We start from the raw sequence: 20,088 nt of genomic DNA on the forward strand, positions 1-20,088 counted from the left end.
TTATGGCCGAGTGCCGGCCGCCGCGCCGGAACGAATCGGCGGGTGCGGCAGCTGGCGGGTATGGGTTCGCATGGGGTCCACGCGAAGCAACTCGCCCGCGCCCACCATACGGTCGACCATCCCATCGGAAGGGATCGCGGCCTGGAAACAGGCGCGGGCGCCCTCGAGGCGAGTGTGGGCGAGGGCCACCTGAAGCAGTTCTCGGGAGTGGTATGCGAATTGCCGCGCCCGAGTACCGCCGGTTTCGGCGACGTGCGCGGCCCGGGCCAGCCAGCTCTCGAAGCTCGGGTACGGGTAGTGCAGGATCATCGGTGCGGTGACCATTCCACTCGCACCGGAGAATCCGGTGAAGCCGTGCGGGTCCACGGGTGTGACGCCGGGGCCCAGGCGAACCGCGCTGCGTGCGGAGGGGGTGTCCAGGAATGGTGAACGTCCGCTGACCCGGAAGACGGTGCACGCCTCGAACGGGTTGACCACCGGATGACGCACCGGAACGGCTTCGTGGCCGAGGAAGGTCACCTGCCCGGCGCCGGGCAACTGCCAGCGGCGTCTGCCGTCGTCGTAGAACAGCTCGTCGAGGGCGAGGGGAAGCAGCCACCGCATACCGGCCGCGTCAGCGTGCGTGACGGCGGCGGCGATATCGGCCAGTTCCTGATCCGAGGTATCGCCGCCCTCGATCCGGGCGCTGTCGCAGAGCATCAGCGAGTGCTCGGTGGCCAGCTCCTCGACCGCGGCCCGGACCGCCGGATGGTCGGTAAAGACGATGACCAGATCGACTCGCGCGCAATGGTATCGGAGCCAAGTCGGCAATTCCGGGCGCGGTCGATCGATGCTGACGCAGACCGCGGTCGGTTCCTCCGGCAGCGCTCGCCCGGCCGCGCCGATGCCTCGATGCACCGTGGTGGAGAGATCGTAGATCCCGTGTGCGCGTAGATAGTCGAGGTACTCTGCGGTGGGGTCCACGCCGGCGGCCCGCACCGCCGCCACATTCGGTCCGCCCACCGGCCTGGTATGACGGACCGTGACCGCGTCGACGATGGCGACCTCGGAGGTGTCGGGGGCGAAGCGCGGCCAGTGGAAGTCCAGGCCCCAGCCGGTCTGGCTCCGGTCGAAGGTCGGCAGGCAGCGGGCCAGGAACTCCCGGCTGAAACAGGGCGCCATGATCTCGACGAAATTCGTGTACCGCAACTCGAATCTGCGGTCAACCAGCGTGATCTCGTGGGTGAAGTAGCTGTCCTCGGTGAGCGCGGGCTGGGCGAGTGAAAGCCGGTAGCGCGCGGCGAATTCGAACAGGTCGTTGATGGTGCCGGTATCGGTGGCCAGATCGTCGTCAGGGAGCCAGATGTAGTCGTAACGGTCGATCACCTCGGCCAGGTCGACGGTGAGCACATGGTGCAACGCGGGCCATTTCGGCCCTTTGCGGTCCAGCCGGGTGATATCGCCACCGCGATAGCGCTGCGGATCGTCGCCGAAGTAGCTGACCACCAGATCCCAAGTCCGCCGCTGCGGTCCGGCGAGCCACCGTTCGTGCAGTGAGGAATCGCCCGCGCGCAGGATGACCAGATTCCGGCGCTGCGTGCCGGCCTGTTCCGGCGGCGGAACAGCGGCGGGGCGCTCGGTCTGTGATCGCGCCGTCATCGTCGTCACAGCAACCTCCTACGCGGCGTACCAGCCTTCGCCCCACAGTGTTCGCAGGCGTTCGAAATACGCCTCGTATTGGGGGGCGACGACATCGGTGGAGAACTTGGAGATCGCGTAATCGCGGATTCCCTGATAGTCGAGCTTGCCGACACTTTCCGCGGCGGTACAGAATTCGCGCAAGTTGCGGCAGCGGAAGCCCTGCACGCCCTGCTGCACCGTTTCGGTGAAGACACCCCAGTCGGTGGTGATCACCGGGGTGCCGCAGAGCATCGCCTCGGCGTGCACACCGCCGAAGGGCTCCAAATACAGCGACGGCACGAATACCGCACGGGCGCGGGACATCAGCTCACCACGGCGAACGTGATCGACCACGCCGACGTACTCGACGACCTCGGAGTCCGGGACCTGTCCGGCGCCCGCGACGATCAGTTTCACGCCGAGCCGCTGACAGGTGTCGATGGCGACCTGGATACCCTTCGCCTCGACCAGTCGGCCGATGAACAGGAAATAGTCATCCTTCTCGGCGGAGAACGGAAAGTCGTCCACCTCATAATAATTCGGGATGACAGCGTCGAAGAACTGGCCGCGCGTACTCATTACACCGGGCACCGTGGTGCGGGAACCGTAGACCGCGTGCATCCACGCATAGCTCTCGAAGACCCGGTAGTTGGCGAAGACCCCGCTGTAACCGATACCGAACTCGACCGTCATGAGATCGGGGAAGGTATCGGCGATCGGCTTCTGGCACGTGCCGCCGAGCACCCCGATGAAATCGCGATCCTGTTTGCGCTGGGCGATCTCGGAGACGGCGCGTTCGTTCGTCGTCAACCAGTGCGGGTCGTAGGGATTCCAGGTGAGGTTGTTGAGCTCCTTGTACAGGTCGTTGCCACCGAACCATTCGGCCTGTTCCGCCTTGGACACGATGGTGACGAATTCGGTACAGGCCGCGTCGTTCTCCTCGCCGCCGTACAGGTACACCTCGTGCCCCAGATTCATCATCATGTCCGCGAAGCGCCGGTTCTTCTGGGTGTAGGCGCACGGTTGATAGTGCTTGGTGGTCTGGGTATTGGGCAGATTGACAATATGAAAACGCATGGGAGGGCTCATATTCGGCTCGAAGGGATGCGGCGCGGACTCAGCGGTCGATGATGGGCCGGACCGAGAGCGGATCCTCGCCGACCGCCTCGTCCAGATGCTCCTTGCCATCGAGATAGGCGGCGCGTTTGCGCTCCTTCTGCTGACCGGCCTGCGCGCCGCCCATACCGCCGCCCATCGGCATTCCGCCCATCATTCCGCCCATGGGCATGCCGGAGGTGACCGCCGGGCCCGCGCGACCGTCGGCGGCGACGGTCGGCGCACCGGGCGCGGTCGTGGGTGCGGGTGCGGGTGCGCGGGGAAACAGCTTGTCGTCCAAGGGATTCGCGCCGGGCGAGCCGCCGCCACCCGCCCCGCCGCCCAATCCGGCCGGGTTGACGTCGAATCCGAAGGGGCCGGAGGCGCCCCACGGGCCGGTGGCCATCCAGGGGCCACTGGGATTCCACGGTCCGGAGACCCCGAGTGGGCCCGTCGGGGCGCCGGAACTCAACTGCTGCAACATATTCGCCAGCGTCGACAGGGGCCCTGAGGCGCCGGTGAGCGAATCGGCCGGGCCGGTGGGACCGGACGCGACCGGACCGGTGGGCGAGGAGGAGAAGGGGCTTCCGCCCGGCGAATGCGGCTTCCCCGCCTTGGGGCCGCCACCACCCTGGCTTCCGCCGCCGCTGTGGTCGCCGCTGCCGCCGGTACCGCTGCCGCCGGTACCACCACCACCGTCGCCGCTGCCGCCGGTACCACCACCGTCGCCGCTGCCACCCGTACCGCCGCTGTTTCCGCTGGCGCCGTTGCCGCCGGTCCCACCGCCGCTGTTTCCGCTGCCCCCGCTACCGCCCTTGGCTCCGGGATCGATGAAGGCGGGGATCATGCCCGCCAGGATCGCGATGCCGTCGACATAGCCCTTCGCACCGCCACTTTCGTGACCGTCCCACCAGGTCCGGGCGGCGGCCAGGTCTTTGTCCGCGGCGAAATTGTTGACGTCGTGGACAGTCCCGTCGCTGTTGTAGTGCATCTGACTGTGCCGGGGCAGGTGTCCCCAGCAGTACAGGTTGAAGTCGCCGGTATCGGCCAGCACCGTGGATACCGCTTGGATCGCCTGCTGTAGGCCGGTGGCCGAGGTGATGTAGTCGTTGAGCGCTTTGACCGCGCTCTCCGCACCCGCGCCCTGCCAGTTCTGATTCTTGAAGACGGCGTGATTATTGGTCCGGAAGGTTTCGACGGCTTCGCTCCAGGTTTGGCCGATCTGATGCCACGCGCCCGCCATCTCCCAGATGTGGCCATCGGCGCGGTCGAACATCTCGGCGATATTGGCGAAGTCCAGCAGCCCGAAAAAGCTACCGCTCTCGATGGTGGGCCCGATCGCGTCCTTGGCCCGCGAGTCGTATCCGACGCCGGACCCGCCCGAATTCGAGAAGCTGCCGTTCATCCATTCGCCACCGGATATCGATCGAGTGACGGACATCGGACCGGTGGATTTCACATCCTTCGCGGCTGGGGTGGTGAAGGTGATCGCGTTCTCGCCTTCGGCGGTGCTGTATTGCTTATCGGCGGCAATGAAGGTATTGGCCATATCGGTGATGACGGCCTGATGGTCCTGCAAGGCGCCGACCAACCCGAATTTCGAACTGTTCTTGATTTCCAGAAATAGTGTGCGCATGCTGCTCAGGGATGTCGTAACATTCTGTTTCCCGCGCTGCCAATTATATTTCCAGTACCCATCCGCCGATGTGTACTGTGTCCAATCCATCGTGTCGATGACGTTGATCAATCCCAGGATGATCGCTACCAGATCCTCACATTGCAGGGTGAGCGCTCGGAGCGAACCACTGTCCACATTGAGCAGCTGCAGCTTGCCCTGCCTGGCGCTGGTCAACAGACCTGGCCAGCCGGTGTGGTCGCTCCCGGCACCTCCCGACGTCATGCCCGATACCTAAGCACGCGCGAATTCATAGATCGAGCTCGCCGACTACCGCATCGGCGAGTGTTCACATGCGGTTAACCGTCGGTCATCGGGCTCGGTGAACGGCCGATGTACAGACCGCTCAGCGCGCGCAGCGCCGGATGCTCGTTCGGGGCGGAGGTGCTAGAAACGGCCCGGCAGCTGTAATGGAGTTGGACGGTGGGAGCGCGATGGCATCGGGATCGACCGGCAATGATAAAACCGGCTGGCCCGGCCTATTGGATAGCGCCAAACAGGGCAAGCTTAAGCTCCTCAATGTCGACAGTGCCTCGCTGCGGGCGCTGAACGATCATTGCCAGGACCTGGTGGCGATCGCCCTGGGTCTTATCGATGTCATCTCCAAAATGGACTGGAAGCTGTACACCTCACTTGAGGGCGACGGGTACTGGAGATATAACAACCGTAATCAGACCACGGTCCTGAGCAGTATGCGAATGCTGTTCCAGAAGATTAGCGATAGTACCGCGATCGATCTCATCGATGTGCTGCGCAATCATCAGACGGTGATCACCGATATGGCCAATACCTTCATCAACGCCGATAAGCAATACAGCACCGCCGAGGGTGAGAACGCGATCACCTTCACCACGCCCGCCGCGAAGGATATGAAGGGCAAGGGCGGCCCGATGGCGACGACTCCCAACCCGATATCGGGCGGTGAGTGGATGAATGGTTCGTTCAGTACCGGCAGTGGTTCCGGCGCCGGGTACGATTCGCGGGCCAAGGACGCGATCGGTCCCACCATCGAGAGCGGCAGCTTCTTCGTATTGAAGGATTTCGCCAATATCGCCGAGATGTTCGAGCGCGCCGATGGCCACATCTGGCAGAGGGCCGGTGAGTGGCATCAGATCGGGCAGGTGTGGGGTGAGGCCGTCGAAACCTTCCGGACCGAGAGCCACGCCGTCTTCAAGAACCAGAACTGGGAGGGCGCGGGCGCGGAGAGCGCGGTCAAGGCGATCAATGACTACATCGCCTCGGCGACCGACCTGCAGAAGGCGATTCTCGCGGTGTCCACGGTGCTGGCCGATACCGGCGACTTCAACCTGTACTGCTGGGGCCACCTGCCCCGGTACAGCCAAATGACGTTCAACGACGACGGGTCGGTCAAGAACGTCAACGGGTGGGCCGCGGACAAGGACCTGGCGGCCGCTCGGACCTGGTGGGACGGTCACGAAGGCGGTGGCGCGAAGGGTTATGTCGACGGCATCGCGGTCCTGGCGGGCATGATCCCGGCCTTCGCCGATCCCGGCGCGAAGCGCAATTCCGGAGCAAGTGGCGGTAGCGGTGGCAGCGGCAGCGGAGGCAGTGGCGGTAGCGGTGGCAGCGGAGGTAGCGGCCGCGGAGGGAGCGGTAGCAGCGGCAGCGGAAGTGAAAGCGGGGGAGGCGGTAGCAGCGGCGGCGGTGGAAGTGAAAGCGGCGGAGGCGGTAGCAGCGGCGACAGTGGTAGCGGCAGCGGCGGAGGCGGTGCCACCGGCGGTGGCAGTGGCGGTCACAGCGGCGGCGGCAGCGGCGGATCGGGCCATCCCGGTCAGGGCACCGGGCCCACCGGTCCGAACGGGATCGGCGGCAGTGGTGGCAGCGGCGGCAGCGGCGGGATCTCCGGCACCGAGCTGCTCAGCCTCTTCTCCGAAGTGCTACAACTCATTTCGTCGGGAATACCGACGTTGGTGCAGCTCGGCAATCAGCTCGCGGCGCAGCTCGGTCCCGGCTTGCAGGCATTGGCGAAGTCCGTGGAGGACGGTTCCAAGACCGTGAAGCAGGCGACGGACGAGGCCGCGGAGCACGTTGTGGAGGAGCTGCACGAGATCGAGGACGAACTGCTGCCGCCCGGTGCGACCGGACCGATCGAGCTGTCGTTCGCGCTCTTGCCCGGCGGTACGCCGCAGGAGCCGCAACCGATCGTGGTCGGGCGCGCCGGAATTCACCAGCCAGGGTCGTTCGAGGACTTCACGGTGACGGGTGTGAACAGCGAGCCGGTAGGTGAGATGCCGACCGGTGGATCCGGTACCGGAGCGGAGGGCGAGCCGTAGTGGAACGCACATGGCGGCTGAGCGGACTCGAGTATCTGGTGATGCGCGAGCGGCTCGTCGGGCGAAGGAACAACTGGCCGTTCGCGTTTCGCTCCGACGTTCGCGGCTACTACGACTTTCAATTCAAGAAGGCCCGGGTCTGGGGCGAACTGCAGGCGGCCTGGGATCCCGCTCTGGCGGAGGTGCTGGTCAAGTCTCTGCAAGCCGATGTCCGACTGGTCGTGCACGCGGACGAGCAGCACGCGGACGACGCCGATATCACGCGAAAAGTCATGTCGGGCCGGCGTTTCGGCGACCGAGGGCTGCTGATTGAGGGATTTCACGGCGCTTCGCCGGACTGCCACGATCAGCTCGAGATCACCGAATGCGACGCGGCCGCGCTGGCCCGCGTGATCGTCGACCGGCTGCCGTCCGTCGCGGCGGGCACGGAACCACGGGTGGAGCTGTTGAGCGCGGGCGAGCAGCGGTTCGACCACTGGCACGGTCGCAGTTCGCTGTACGAGGATGACGATCGCGATGTCGACGCCCGCAGTCTGCGCTGGCAGGCCGCGCCGAAGGGAATGGTCGGCAGCATCCTGATCACCCAGGGGCACTCCAGCTTCGGGCCGCGCGGGCAGGTGACCAAGGGGATCTTCTGGGAAGACCACCCGGGCGACGGTCGCTATGTCATCGACCTGGAACCGCCGACAGCCGCCGTCGCCACCGATGCGGACGGACTCCGCAAACTCATCGACCGGCACTGCGATGAGCTGCGCCTGGTGCGGCAGGACGAGTCCCGCCGTGGGGTGTCCCGAGAGAGTGTCTACGACGATGGCCGGTAGTGCGCGAGACGGGGAAGCGGCGTGACCAGATCCAATGATCGGCTCAAAAGCGAAGTGGCGCAGGTCCTCGACGACGTCCGTCAGTTGATCACGGGCTTCGCCGACGCGCAGCGCCGACACCGGGCGGTGACGGCGTCGGTCTCCGTCGAGCGGGACCGGATCACCGTGACCGCGGACGCGTCCGGGGCGGTGGCGGAGGTGAGCTACGCCGAGGATATCGATGATCTCGGGTACCACCAGATCGCTCGCGGCACAGTGCTGGCGGCCCAACAGGCGGCGACCGAGGTCAAGCGCAGAGCCGAGGAGATCCTGGCCCCGTTGCGGTTGATGCAGGCGCGGTTGCCCAAGCTCACGGATCTGGTCGGTGAGGTACCTCGTCAGGACGAGATTCCGCCACCGCCGTCCGCACTGCTGACCCCGCTCGGCGACCGGAAGGATGATGATTTCGCGGCGGGGCCGCTCGACGCGCCGCCGGGCGGACCCGGAGCATCCGGATCGGCACTCGATGATCGGGATGTCGGCGCGCGCATCGCGCAGCTTGTTCGTCTACAGGACAGGCGGGCAAGGGTTTTCGCCACCGGCACCGCCGAGGGGCGTCGCGTGCTCGCCGCGGTGAACGCGGACGGCATTCTCATCGATCTCAAATTCTCTTCCGGCATAGCCGATCTCGACTATGACGAGATCGCGGAGGCGGTGACCGAGGCTTCGCGGGCGGCGGTGGCGGAGGTGGCGCGAATGGTCACCGAGTTGTTCGCCCCGGTCTCGGGCGATCACCCGCGCTATCCGGGACCGGAGATCGCGCTGGCCGGCATCGAGCAGTTGCGCAATCAATTGCTCTGACTGACGAAAGCTTTCATCACCAAGCACGTGGGAGTGTGAGATGGCACCTGATCCGAACACGGCGGACGACCTGGCCTGGGCCGGGCTGCCGACCACGGCCGGGAATGGGCAGCTGATGCTCGAACCGGGCATCGCCGAGAAGTGCGCGCAGCACGTCGAGGATATGTTGAACGTCGTTGTCGGCATGCAGAACTGGATCCTGGCGAATACCGCGGCGGCCTGCCCGATCATCACCAGCCCGCTGTTCTCGGGAATATGGCTGGGAACGATGTTCCGGAACAAGTTCGAAAACGAGTTGAAAGACCGAATAGGACAGCACCGCAACATCCTTGTCGACATGGGCCGCACCTTTGTCGCGGCGGGAAAGCAGTACCAGCAGGCCGAGCAGACCTCGACGATGATCTTCGAGAATGACGACCTCTTCACCAACCCGGCCGGTACCCCGCCGAGTGGTACGCCGCCGGTCATCTCGATACCGAAGCATCCGCACAAACCGAATTCGTCGTCGACGTTGTATGACACCGCCTACTGGACGCCCGAGCCCGGCCCCGGGATCCCTTGGCACACCCTCTATTTGACCGGTCAGTCGATCAACTCGCAGGCCGTGGCCAATGCCGGTGGCATCTGGTATTGGCTGTCGCAGACGCTGGACACCGGCTTCGGCACGCTGCGGTCGCAAATATCGGCCGCGTCGGATCAGTGGACCGGCCAGGGGGCGCAATCGGCGATTCTGGCCACCAACCAGTACGTGAACGCCTCCCAGCGACTCACCAGCGATATGCATCAGCTCGGTGACTCGCTGGTCTACACCTCGGGCTGGCTGCAGCAGACCAAGAACGGTATGCCGCCCACACCCGAGCCGCCACCGGGCACCACGCCCGCTCAGCTGTCCCAGAATCAAGCGGATCTCATTCAGTACCAGGAGAACTTCCACACCTACTACACCGAAAACTACACGCACGTCAGCACCCGAATCGTGGTGCTGCCGCAGCCGAGCCAGGTGGCCCTGCCGGCCCAGGACCCCGCGGACCCGAATGGTGAACCGGCGCCGCCCGCTACCGACCCGCAGGACTCCCCGCCCGGCGAAACGCCTCCCGGTAATACGAACGGTGACAACTCCAACGAACCTCCGCCGGACGGTGGCGGCGGTAATGGTGAGACGCCTCCCGGGGACCATCCGTCCACGGGCGGGAACTCCGGCGGTGACAATCCGCCCGAAGGCAGCACACCGCCCGCGGAGCATCAGCCCAGCGGTTCCGAACCCAACACCGGCACACCGAATCTGGCGAACCTCAACGATAAGGACCAGTTCCCGGCCGATCTGTCGACCACGCCCTCGGATGGATTGCCGATGGTGTTGAGCACTGTGCCGCCGCCGAACCCCGGTGGACTGCCGGGCAGGAGCGGCGGCTTCGGTGGCAGAGGTCCGAGCCTGCTGAGCGCGGAGGAGAAGCTGCTGCGCTCGGAGTCGAAACTCTTCCCGCGCGCCGCAGGTCTGCCGAAGGAAGAGTTCGTGGGCCGGGCCGGGCCGGGCTCCGGGCGCGGCTCCGGGTTCCCGCTCGGGGGTGCGCCGGGCCGCGCGAAGGATGAGGAGAAGGAGAAGAAGAAGTCCGACTACCTCAACTCCACCGAGCATCTGGAGGAGGCGCTCGGCGGGCCGGGGCGCGGCGTCAAGCCGGTGCTGGAACGGTGAGCCGCACCTGGCATCTCTCCGATGTCGAGCTGATCGTGCTGTGGGACAAGCTTTTCGGGGACCGGCTGCCGTCGCCGCTGTTCGCGCTGCACCGCGGTGCGAACGCCGAGGAGTGGGCGCGGTCGGCCACCGCGGCCTGGAGCGGGGTCCGGAACGACGGGGAACTGCACGATGCGCTCGGCCGGATCGCGCGGGCCGAGGTCCGGGTAGCCGTCCAGGCCGTCGACCCGCGCGCCCCCGACCGCGGCGACGGGCCGATTCGGATACTCGGCGGGCGGCAAGGTGCGGTGGCCACCCTGATTCGCCAGCTGCCCGGCGAAACCATTTGGCACAGTGGCGGTTACGTTGTCAGTACGGGAGGGGCGGAGCGGCTGGCCGGTGCGGTGGTCGGCGCGCTGCCCGCGCGAGATCCGGGACGGCTCTCGGACACACAGCTGGTGATCGCCTCCGAGAGTGACGCCGCCGAGTACGACTACGGCCGCTCCCCGGCGCTGGCCGGGTATCTCGAGATCGAACGCCGCAGCGCGGCTTGGCTGGAGCTGCCGGCCGAACGGCTGGGAGAGATCGAAACGTGTTTGGGTAGTTCGATTTTCGGGCCGCGCGGCATAGTCGCGCATCGCATCGCCTGGCGTGATCTGGTCGATGACGGCCGCTATGCCGTCGGCGAGGGGACCGCGCCGATCGCGACGGCGGTGGACCGGGCCCGGCTCGCCGCCATGATCACCGCCGATATCACCAAAGTGCTGCAAACCCTGGAGGACGAGCGCTGTGCCTGAACAACTCCGCGCGACCGGCGCCGCGACCTCGGGGTATCCGAACCGCGCGGTCGAAGGCGTGATTCACGAGAACGCGGTCTACCCGGGCGTCGATTCCGACCCGGCCGCAGCGGAGGATCGGACCACCCCGCTGGCGCCGGATTCGGCCATGACCGATTCCGAAACGGTCGCGGCGCCGGACGATTCGGGCTTCGCCACCTACTCGGTCGGCGAAGCCTCCTCGCGCGGCGGCGAAATCGTGATCACCGCAACCGATTCCGGTCTTCCGCTGACGGTGCGCGTCGCTCCCGGTCAGCTACGCCGCGATCCCGGCGATCTCGGCGATGACATACTGCGGCTGTGCCGCCTCGCCGCCGATCGCGCCGGTCTGGCCCGGCGCGCCTATCTGAGCGACCTCGGACTGTCGGAACAGACGCTGACCCGGTTGGGTCTGCCCACCCAAGCGGCCGTGGAGACCGCCGAACTGGCCGACGAGGCCGAACACGAATACGAGCCGCGCAGTTGGCTCGATCGGGATGGAGACACGTGGTGAGCGGTTTCGACGCGCTGGAGGTCGCGGCCCGCGCGCAGTTGGATCGAATACAACGTCTTACCGACGATCTCGCTGCCATCAGGGTCGACCACGCGAATGACGACGCGACGGTCACCATATCGGTCGATGGCGCGGGCAGACTTATGAATCTGCTTTTGTCCCACGATATTTCGCGATTGTCTCCGGCCGAGTTCGAGTGCGCGGTGGTGGCCACGGCCGCCGCGGCCGCGCGGGAGGCGCTCGGCCGGCGCGGTGGGCTGATCGAGGAATTCAACGGATAGGTGAACAGCGAGCGCCGGTGGATCCCGCGGGCACAGCGCGGTCCGAAGGCGCCGGTAGGTCGTCGGCCGCCGAGTTCGCAGCGCAGCGCAATCACCTTGCGCGGCACGCTGATCAGCGCGATCGACGCTCAGGTGAACAGTAGGCACCGCCGCTCGCGCAGCGCTTGCGAACCATATCGCGCTCATTAGATTTCACCGTGAACCGTGTTCGTATCGAGTTCGCAGATTAGCCCCAGGAGGGTGCCGCGATGAACGTTCTCAATGTGCAGCCGCAGACATTCCGGCAATACGGCGATATTTCCGAGGGTATGGCCGCGACGGTCGCCGTCGCCGGCGCCGTCGATCAAGCCGCGAGCATTGCCGCCGTAGTACCGGTCTTCGGCTTGATCGGCCAGGATTTCCTGGCCAGCTTCGCATACGCCCAGACCAATCACTTCGCCGCACTGGCGGAGTTGGTGGACGCCTGCGTCACCACCGCGGCGACTTCCCGGATGGCGGCTCAGTCGTATGAGCAGACCGAGGCGAACAGCGTCGAGACCTTCCTCTCCCAGACGAACGTATAGCCATGATTTCCGCCGAATCACTCGCGGAGCCACTGCATCCCACTGTGCAGGACGCGCTGCGGAACACCCCGGTGGCGCCCCTGCTCGGTCAGCCGGTCGAGCAGATTCTGGCCGGCATCGGCCTGCCCGCACTGCCGCAACTACCGGCGCTCCCGCCGCTGCCCGGCTTGCCCGCGCTCCCACCGCTGGACTTGGCCGCCCTGGCCAAGCCGATCACCGACCTTTTCAGCGGCTTCGGTGACGGGCAGCTGGGCGCGAGCGGTGCGATCAACCCGCAGACGTTGCTGCAGAACGTGGTTCAGTCCGTCGAGACGGCGATGCAATTCGCCACACAGGGCATCCAGCTGTTGCAGACCATGCAGAGCAGCGGCGCCCAGGCGGCCACCGCGACCGCGGTCGGTACCCACGCCACTTCGGCGGCGATCGCCACACAGGCCGCCCAGATGCATTTCACCATGGGTGGCGCCGCGGGCACCGTCGCTGTTGGCTACACCCAATTGGCCGCGGTGGCAGCACGATTCGCACTGACCACGGCGGCGCTGGGTCCCGCCCTGGTCACCCCGCCCGGCCAGGCCGCGCTGCTCGCCTCGGCGGTGGAGGCGGGCACCGAGGCGGTCGCCATCACCGCCCAGACCAAGGCGCAACTCGCCGCGCACTCGGCGAAGATGGCGAAGGACGGCACCAAGGTGCAGTCCCGGCATGCGCCCAACCACAAGGTCGCCAAACCTGTTGCGGCACAACATACAGTGGGTCGGAGCGTGGCCGCTCCGACCCCCGCGAAGTCTCCTGCGGCCACCGCCTCGACCATGTCCAATCAGGCCGAACTACAGCAGCTCCTCACACAGTTGCAGCAGGTGATACGGCCCTTGATGTCCGCCGCCGAGCAAGCCGGTAAGGGCATCTCGGCCACTCTCGCCGCTCCGCAGGCACCGGTGGACGCGCCACTCGCGCCGCCCATTTCGGCGCCTGTACTCGGTGCGAAGACCACCGCCGGGCCGATCGGGAGCGGCGGCGGCGCGGCCACCGAGACCGCGGCGGCTCAGCTCGGCCGCTGGCAGGCGGCGAACATCATCGAGACGGTACCCGGCTCGATCAAGACCACCGTGGCTCCCACCGGAATCACGACGGTCTCCGAAGAGGCGCTGCCACCGGTGATCCCGGGTGGCGGGGCGCTCGGCGCGGGCCGCGCACGCGGGACCGGCGGCGGTGCCGGCGCTCTGGTCGATGCCCGCAATGGCGACGAACTCGTCGGCGGTGCACCGGACGATACGACCGCACCGGTCATCGGCGGCTCCACGCCCGCCGACCCGGAAAACCCGTACCACCTGTAGAGGAGAAATCCCATGAGTCGCATCGCATTCGATCATGAGCTGGCCCGGCAGGCGGCCGGTCGGCTCGACCTGCTCGCCGACGGGCTGGAGGGCGGATTACGTAACTCGTCCGCTTCGCTGAGCCCGGTGGCCGCCGCCCAGGATCCGGTCTCACGCCGGACCTCGCTGAGCATCGACGAGGTCGGCGTCTCGTTCCGGCAGTCGTATCTCGGGGGCGTCGGGGAACTGCGCAAGATCGCCGCGAACCTGCGCGCGCACGCCGATCTGCACGAGGGTGCGGGCAATGACGTCGTCGACGCGTTCAAACCCCTGATGTAGCACCGAAAGCGTACCGCGAGACAAGGATTGACGTGATGGTCGAATCGCCGCAGGCCGGTTTCACCGGCACGGTATGGGATGCCGTTCCGGCCGAACAGCTCGCACACGAGTTGACCACCGGGCCCGGGACCGGCCCGATGGTCGAGGCCGGACTGGCCTACGCCGCGCTCGCCGCAGGACTGGGCGGGGCCGCTGCCGAGTATCGCGCAATCCTGTCCATGGTCGGCGATGCCTGGGGGTCGCACTCGAACGAGGACGGCCTGGCGCAGCTCGGGCGGCTGGCCGACTGGCTGGACGAGATCACCACGGCGGCCCAGCGCAATGCCGCCACTGCCGCGCAGCAGGCGGTCTCCTACGAGATCGCGCAGATCGCCATGCCGCATGTCGCGGAGGTGACCCAGGCCGTGCAGACGGCCGAGGAGATGATCCGCGGCAGTCTGCTCGGCGCACCCCTGGCCGGCCTGCTGGACCTGGCCGAGGATCAGCTCGACGGGCTCCGGGACCAGGCCGCCCAGGTGATGCGCACCTACGAGGCGGCCAGTGCGAAGCTGGCCGTCCCCTGGGAGCAGGAGGCGGCTCCGGCGGTTTCGGCGGGAGCCGCGCTGCTCGCCGAACAGGTTCCGCCGCAGGCGGGAGGTGACGGTCCGCCCGCCGGTACCGAAGCCGTACAGCAACCAGCACTACAGCTGCGGCCGGTTGACCTGTCGTTGAATATGGCTCCGGCCGCGCCCACCGTCGTGGTCGGCGGTGAATCGCTGGTGTTGACACCGGTATTGCCGTCCATCGCGCCCATTCCGCAGAGCTCGGTCACCACCCAGCTGGTGGCGGCGGCGCAACCGGTCTCACCGCCGGTGCTGCCGCCGCCCGTTGCCGAGTCCAAGCCGGCGGCGCAGCCCGCCACGACGCGTGCGCTCTCCTCCGATGCCGGAGACCTGGGTGACCGGATCGTGGTCGATGCCGGATTCGCCACAGCCCCAGCGGTATTGGGCGGTGCGGCGAACGCGCGGGGGCCACGCGTCGCGGAGGTGCGCGAGTGAACCGCGCTCACCGCGACCCGCCGAACGCCACTCCGGACCTGGAGCGCCGATGACGACCTTGACCAGCGACGCGGTATTGGCCGTCGCCGACGCGCTCGGCGTGCAGACGCTCCCGGCCGTCCTCGCCCTGCGCCCGCGGCAGACCGAACACGCCCGACTGCTCGCGGCCCGTGCCGCCGTGCTCCCGGACCTGCGTGAGCGCGGTCTGCTCGACCACGATGGGAACGTTCTCGACGACGATCTCACCACCGCCCTGTTCGCCCTGGCGCGCCCGGAGCGGCAATTGGTCCTGCGCATCCGCCGCGAGGGCACGGTGCACCGCCTCTGCCTGGTGCGGCGCGGTCTCGACCATGCCGTCGCGATCCGGGTCGGCGAGGAGCTCGACGTCCGAACCGTATGGGGCGATGAGGATCCCGCGGTACTGGCTCGCCCGCTGCTGACCGCACTCGGCTCGTGCCCGCCCGCCGATATCCCGGTGCTCACCGCCGCCACCGCCGAACTGCGACGGAGATTCGACGACGGCGAAACCGGGCACACCAGCGTCGCGTATCACCTGGGCATGTCCGAAGCCGATGCGGTGACCCTGGGATCTGCTCTCCGGCAATGGAATTCGCTCGCCGAACTGGTTTGCTACTCCTACCGGGACGGTCGTGCCGCCCGGTCTCCCGCCACCGCCGCGGTCTACGACACCGCGGTCGGCCGCATTATCGGCGGCGGCAGCGTGGCCGCCGACGGACGGGCCTGGACCACCCTCGCGCCGGGCAGCGACCGCCGATTCGCGCATGTCATAGCCGCGCAGATCGAATCGCTGCGGGAGGGCAGGTGGATGCCGTAATTCGCGCACCAGACCCGGGGCCGCCGACGGCCCATGATTCCCCCATCGTCCGGAGCCGTAACTCCGGCACTTTCACACATCCACCGTTCGGAAGGTAATCCCATGGCAGGTTCAGCTCTTCATCTTGATTTCGCGACTTTCCAGAAGTACGCGAACGACTACGCCGCCGTCATCCCCCCCATCAACAAGTCCGTGGATGCCCTGGGAACCTCTGTCCAGGAAGCCAAGTCGGGTTGGGCCGGTGACGCCAACGACGCCTTCACCCGCTTCGCCACCGACCTGGAGGACAAGATCCGCAAGGTCAACAAGGACCTGGGCCTGGTCTCCGACGCGCTGAACACCGGCGAGAAGACCGTCTCCACCTCGGACAACGAGAGCATGTCCGGATTCACCTCGCTCAGCAGCACCTACAGTTAGCCCCGAAACCACACTCCCGGAACGGATTTCACCATGCTTTACGATGACGCCAAGGTCAATGTCCTGATCGACGACCTGGGCAAATACCACACCACCATCAGCACCGAGCGCCAGAACGCGATGGACGCGGCGAACAAACTGCTCGCCGAGGCCTGGCAGAGCGGTGACGGCGGCGCCGCGGACGCCTTCAAGCAGAAGCACAACACCCTGATGACCGATCTGGATGATCTGCTGCGCACCCTGGCCACCGGCAAGCAGCACGTCGCGGACGCCCTGCAGAAGGCCAAGAGCACCGACACCAAGGTCGCCAACGACTTCACCTGGTAACCCGTCGAAACTCTATGGGCCCGAAGCCATTCGGCTTCGGGCCCATACTCGTTCGCCCGGGGTCCCGCGTGCGGAACGAGCGGTGCTACACCGGTTGCAACTCCGGAGCGGGGGCGGGTTCCGGGACGCCGAGGAACCCGGACTCCTGCGGTACCGACACCATATGGATCGGCAGTTCGCCGCCCGCGGTCCGAACCACCGCATCACCCGGACGATCCGGGGATTCGATGAGTACGACATCGGCCTCCGCGGCCTGGGACACCCGCGCCCGGATGTGGACGGCCGTGGCCTCGGAGACCTGCCCGGCGGAGGCGACTCCGTCGTAGACGATCATGGTGGCCGCGGCGGTGTGCTGTACTCCGCCCGGCGACGAAACCGAAAGCGCCGCAGCAGAGTCCACCGAATCGACCATATGGTCCCAGCTTTCCGGCCGGGTGCTGTGCACGATCACCTGGGCGCCGACCGCGATCGACCGCAAGATCATCAGCTGAGCGAATCGCAGACTGCCGTGGATCTCGACCCGCCGGATGGACGGCCCGAATAGCGGTATGGCGACGCCCAGCCCATCGCCGGTCGCGCCGAGTACCGGACCGCAACCCCCGGCGGGCACCGAGAGGCGGGCCAATGCCGCCGGCGCCCCGTACACCGCGGCCGAACGATCGAGTTGCCCGCCGTCGAGCAGTACCCGCCGCTGGCGGCCGTGCAGCGGCAACAATCCGAGCCCCTCGGGCGTCTGCTCGGGATCCTGCCGCCCCGCCCCGATGGTGTCCTGACGGACCAGCGCGGTCAGCGTCACCGTATCGGCGCGTTGCGCGGGAGTCTCCGGTCCGATTGCGGAGGTCATCCGCAATCGGGTGAGAGTGGCGAGTCCGGGCAGCGCCGACGCCGTGGCCAGCACCTCGGAGTCCAGTCGCTCCGGCCGCACCGCGTAGCCGGCCAGATCGATGCCACCGAAGTGCAACGCCTGCCAACTCTCACGCCATTGCCGGGGATCGGTGTCGTGCAGTTCGGTCGCCTCCACCGCGGCCAACTCCTCGGCGGTCAGCACCGATACCCGCACCGCACGGGTGGCCAGACGAGCGGCGACCCGGCGGGTGGCGACCAGCGCGGTCCGGATCATGCCCACCTCCGCGCCCCCGCGATTGGCGATGGCCTCGGCATTGTCCAGCGGGTCGAAGCGCAGCACCAGCCAGAGGTTCCGCTCCGCGGTGGCGGGCAGCGGGCCGAGCAGTTGCTCGTACAGCCGCACGACATGGTGCGGGCCCCGGGTGCGGACCGCGAGCGTCATCACATCCACCGCGGCCAGCCGAATATCGAACTGGGACAGGCAACGCGCCACCTCGGCGAGTGAAACCGCTGCCCCCGTGCGAATCTCCGCCGGACCGAGCAGGGTGGGCGTCAGCTCGGTGCGGTCGACCCGCAACATGGTGATCAGGTGATCGCCGTCCCAGCGCATGCCGCAGTGCAGGCCACCGGACTCCGGTATCGGCACGGCGAACGGTTCGGTACGCGGCGCGCTATCAGTGCCGCGCCAATTACGCCACCGCAATGCCAGTCGCATTCCGAGAATTCGCCAAATATTTGTCTTCCGCCGCCGGACCGCACCCAATGCCGCAATAGCGAAACCCACGCCGAGTGTCAGCCAGAGCTCTCCGTTCAATGCGATCGTCAAGGTACCGGCGACGGCTCCCGCCGCGGCCGAAGGCAGGACGATGGATAACGGCAGTCGTCTGAACAATCCGCGCGTATTCGAACGCAGCGGCGGAATCTCGGCAGCATTCGGTGTGATTTCGTCCGGGGAAGTCATCTCACTCATTCAGCACATCTCCATTCGGCCCATCTTTATTCGGCGCCCACCCCCGCGTTGCGGTAGCCTCCCATAATCCAGCCGAATATGCGTGTCCATGCGCATGGTGTTCACGCGCATGGTGGAGGAGTTGAAGTGCCGGCACAGTTGACGACCCGGGCGCAGGTCAATGGTTACCGATTTCTGTTGCAGCGATTCGAGCACGCGCTCGTCCGGCGCGATGTGCGGATGCTGCACGATCCCATGCGCATCCAATTCCGGTCGTTGATCACCGGATTGGTACTGGCACTGCTGGCCACCGGGGGTTGCGCCGTGCTGGCCTTCCTGCGGCCACAGGGTCAGATCGGCGAGGCCAAGATCGTCATGGGTTCCGACAGCGGGGCGCTCTACGCGGTGGTCGACAAGACCCTGCACCCGGCGCTCAACCTGGCCTCGGCCCGGTTGATCACCGGCAGCAATGAATCGCCCACCTCGGTCGATGACGCCAAGCTGGCTACCGCGCCCCGCGGCCCACTGCTGGGCATTCCGGGCGCACCGGCGGCACTGCCCGGCCCGGCGCAGGCCGGTCATTCGGAATGGACCCTCTGCGACGACACCACAGCCGGACTGAAAACCGCTGTGCTGGACGGTATTCCGGAGCTGGGCCCGCAGATCCACGCGGCCGGGACCGGTGACGCGCTGCTGATCGCCCGCGACGGTGCGACCTACCTCGTCTATGACGGCAAGCATGCCCGAATCGACCTGAACAACACCGCGATCGTCTCCGCGCTCGAAATACAGAGCATGCGCCCGCGGGAGGCCGGAACCGGCCTGCTGAACGCCACGGTCGCAGCCCCCGACCTCACCGTGCCCGCGATTCCGAACGCGGGCGCGCCCAGCGTCGTCAATGGCGGGGATATCGTTGTCGGATCGGTGATTCGGGTCGAGGAGCTCACCGGTCAGAAACCGTACGTGGTACTCGCCGACGGCCTGCAGAAGATTTCCGAGTTCACCGCGGACGTGCTGCGCTCCGCGAATTCCATGGGGCTGACCAAGATTCCGGTGCTCTCGCCGGACGCGGTCAGCGGGGTGCCGGTGGTGCACACCCTGCCGGTGGACCAGTTCCCCATCGGCCGCCCGGCCATCGTGACCGCCGATGCCAGCCCGGTCGCGTGCGTCTCCTGGGGGCGGGACAGCCAGGACCAGACCTCGCGGCTACGACTACTGATCGGCGCGCAGCTGCCGCTGGCCACCGGTGTGCGACCGATGGCCCTGGTCGTCGCGAACGCCGCCGACTCTGTCTACATCCCCGCTGCCACCGGGGAATTCGTGCAGGTCACCGGGGTTGAGCCGGACAGTACCCGGCGCGAGGGCCTGCTGTACATCACCGACACCGGGGTTCGATTCGGTATCCCGGACGCCGCCACCGCGGCGGTCTTGGGCCTGACCAAACCCAAGCTCGCGCCCTGGCAGATCGTCGGTCAGCTCCCTGCGGGGCCGATGCTGGACCGGTCCTCGGCGCTGATCGCCCGCGATATCGTCCACACCGACCAGGCGGGGCAGTAGTTCCACCGGGCGCGCAGAATTCACCGTCGGCGCGGGCCGGGCCGCGGCCGTGTTCATCTTCCGTTCATGGAAACCGGCGCGGTGAGTGAATACTTCGCCGGGATCGCGTGCGGTGCATCGGATATTTGCGAAAGAATTCATTGTGAACGGCCGGGGCGATAATGCTCCGGCCATGCTCCGTGCTCGGTTAACAGAACTATTCTCGATGGCCATCGGAGTATGCGGTCGGTACGGTCCGAGGG

General features: G+C 67.0%; 19 protein-coding genes. 15 read left to right on the top strand and 4 right to left on the bottom strand.

Annotated elements, in window-relative coordinates:
- Genes OHB26_RS21415 through OHB26_RS21425 form a run of 3 tightly spaced genes read right to left on the bottom strand, consistent with a single transcriptional unit; the run spans nt 1 to nt 4,654 of the window.
- Nucleotides 1-1,638 carry a DUF707 domain-containing protein gene (locus OHB26_RS21415; protein ID WP_330185735.1) on the bottom strand — a complete coding sequence of 546 codons (1,638 nt, stop codon included), beginning with the start codon at nt 1,636-1,638 and terminating at the stop codon, nt 1-3.
- Nucleotides 1,639-1,656: 18 nt separating this feature from the next.
- Nucleotides 1,657-2,736: a glycosyltransferase gene (locus OHB26_RS21420; protein WP_330179049.1), complete on the bottom strand. Its 1,080-nt coding sequence runs from the start codon at nt 2,734-2,736 to the stop codon at nt 1,657-1,659.
- Nucleotides 2,737-2,776: 40 nt separating this feature from the next.
- Nucleotides 2,777-4,654, bottom strand: coding sequence for a hypothetical protein (locus OHB26_RS21425; protein WP_330179050.1), 1,878 nt, complete (start codon nt 4,652-4,654; stop codon nt 2,777-2,779).
- Nucleotides 4,655-4,794: 140 nt separating this feature from the next.
- Between OHB26_RS21425 and OHB26_RS21430 the strand changes: the two genes are divergently transcribed.
- From OHB26_RS21430 to OHB26_RS21495, 14 genes are all read left to right on the top strand, one after another.
- Complete coding sequence (locus OHB26_RS21430) at nt 4,795-6,723, top strand: hypothetical protein (protein WP_330179051.1); 1,929 nt, start codon at nt 4,795-4,797, stop codon at nt 6,721-6,723.
- On the top strand, nt 6,723-7,544 hold the full coding sequence (locus OHB26_RS21435; protein WP_330179052.1) for an ESX secretion-associated protein EspG: 822 nt from the start codon (nt 6,723-6,725) through the stop codon (nt 7,542-7,544). Before OHB26_RS21430 ends, OHB26_RS21435 begins: the two co-directional genes overlap by 1 nt.
- Before the next feature lie 21 nt (nt 7,545-7,565).
- Nucleotides 7,566-8,384, top strand: a complete 819-nt coding sequence (locus OHB26_RS21440; protein ID WP_330179053.1) for a YbaB/EbfC family nucleoid-associated protein — start codon at nt 7,566-7,568, stop codon at nt 8,382-8,384.
- Nucleotides 8,385-8,424: 40 nt separating this feature from the next.
- The gene (locus tag OHB26_RS21445) at nt 8,425-10,077 is read left to right on the top strand and encodes a WXG100 family type VII secretion target (protein WP_330179054.1); all 1,653 of its coding nucleotides are present in this window, start codon (nt 8,425-8,427) and stop codon (nt 10,075-10,077) included.
- Nucleotides 10,074-10,853, top strand: a complete 780-nt coding sequence (locus OHB26_RS21450) for an ESX secretion-associated protein EspG (RefSeq protein WP_330179055.1) — start codon at nt 10,074-10,076, stop codon at nt 10,851-10,853. The genes OHB26_RS21445 and OHB26_RS21450 overlap by 4 nt, the downstream gene beginning before the upstream one ends.
- Nucleotides 10,846-11,385 (top strand): hypothetical protein, encoded by a 540-nt coding sequence (locus tag OHB26_RS21455; protein ID WP_330179056.1) that lies wholly within the window; start codon nt 10,846-10,848, stop codon nt 11,383-11,385. The genes OHB26_RS21450 and OHB26_RS21455 overlap by 8 nt, the downstream gene beginning before the upstream one ends.
- Nucleotides 11,382-11,666 (top strand): YbaB/EbfC family DNA-binding protein, encoded by a 285-nt coding sequence (locus tag OHB26_RS21460; protein ID WP_330179057.1) that lies wholly within the window; start codon nt 11,382-11,384, stop codon nt 11,664-11,666. The genes OHB26_RS21455 and OHB26_RS21460 overlap by 4 nt, the downstream gene beginning before the upstream one ends.
- 248 nt (nt 11,667-11,914) lie before the next feature.
- Nucleotides 11,915-12,229: a type VII secretion target gene (locus OHB26_RS21465; protein WP_330179058.1), complete on the top strand. Its 315-nt coding sequence runs from the start codon at nt 11,915-11,917 to the stop codon at nt 12,227-12,229.
- Between the two features lie 2 nt (nt 12,230-12,231).
- Entirely contained in the window at nt 12,232-13,560 is a 1,329-nt protein-coding gene (locus OHB26_RS21470; RefSeq protein ID WP_330179059.1) for a hypothetical protein, read from the top strand.
- A gap of 12 nt (nt 13,561-13,572) precedes the next feature.
- Nucleotides 13,573-13,878: a PE domain-containing protein gene (locus tag OHB26_RS21475; protein WP_330179060.1), complete on the top strand. Its 306-nt coding sequence runs from the start codon at nt 13,573-13,575 to the stop codon at nt 13,876-13,878.
- A gap of 35 nt (nt 13,879-13,913) precedes the next feature.
- A complete protein-coding gene (locus OHB26_RS21480) occupies nt 13,914-14,915 on the top strand; it encodes a PPE domain-containing protein (RefSeq protein WP_330179061.1) in 1,002 nt (333 codons plus the stop codon).
- Nucleotides 14,916-14,964: 49 nt separating this feature from the next.
- A complete protein-coding gene (locus tag OHB26_RS21485) occupies nt 14,965-15,750 on the top strand; it encodes an ESX secretion-associated protein EspG (RefSeq protein ID WP_330179062.1) in 786 nt (261 codons plus the stop codon).
- 102 nt (nt 15,751-15,852) lie between these two features.
- A complete protein-coding gene (locus OHB26_RS21490; protein WP_330179063.1) occupies nt 15,853-16,167 on the top strand; it encodes a WXG100 family type VII secretion target in 315 nt (104 codons plus the stop codon).
- Nucleotides 16,168-16,200: 33 nt separating this feature from the next.
- Nucleotides 16,201-16,494 carry a hypothetical protein gene (locus OHB26_RS21495; RefSeq protein ID WP_330179064.1) on the top strand — a complete coding sequence of 98 codons (294 nt, stop codon included), beginning with the start codon at nt 16,201-16,203 and terminating at the stop codon, nt 16,492-16,494.
- Between the two features lie 85 nt (nt 16,495-16,579).
- Here OHB26_RS21495 and eccE read toward each other — a convergent pair whose 3' ends face one another.
- On the bottom strand, nt 16,580-18,310 hold the full coding sequence (gene eccE / locus OHB26_RS21500) for a type VII secretion protein EccE (protein ID WP_330179065.1): 1,731 nt from the start codon (nt 18,308-18,310) through the stop codon (nt 16,580-16,582).
- A gap of 126 nt (nt 18,311-18,436) precedes the next feature.
- Here eccE and eccB point away from each other — a divergent pair, with 126 nt between their 5' ends.
- A complete protein-coding gene (gene eccB, locus OHB26_RS21505; RefSeq protein WP_330179066.1) occupies nt 18,437-19,846 on the top strand; it encodes a type VII secretion protein EccB in 1,410 nt (469 codons plus the stop codon).
- Nucleotides 19,847-20,088 lie beyond the last annotated feature (242 nt).

Source organism: Nocardia sp. NBC_01503 (genome assembly GCF_036327755.1).
Classification (GTDB): Bacteria; Actinomycetota; Actinomycetes; order Mycobacteriales; family Mycobacteriaceae; genus Nocardia.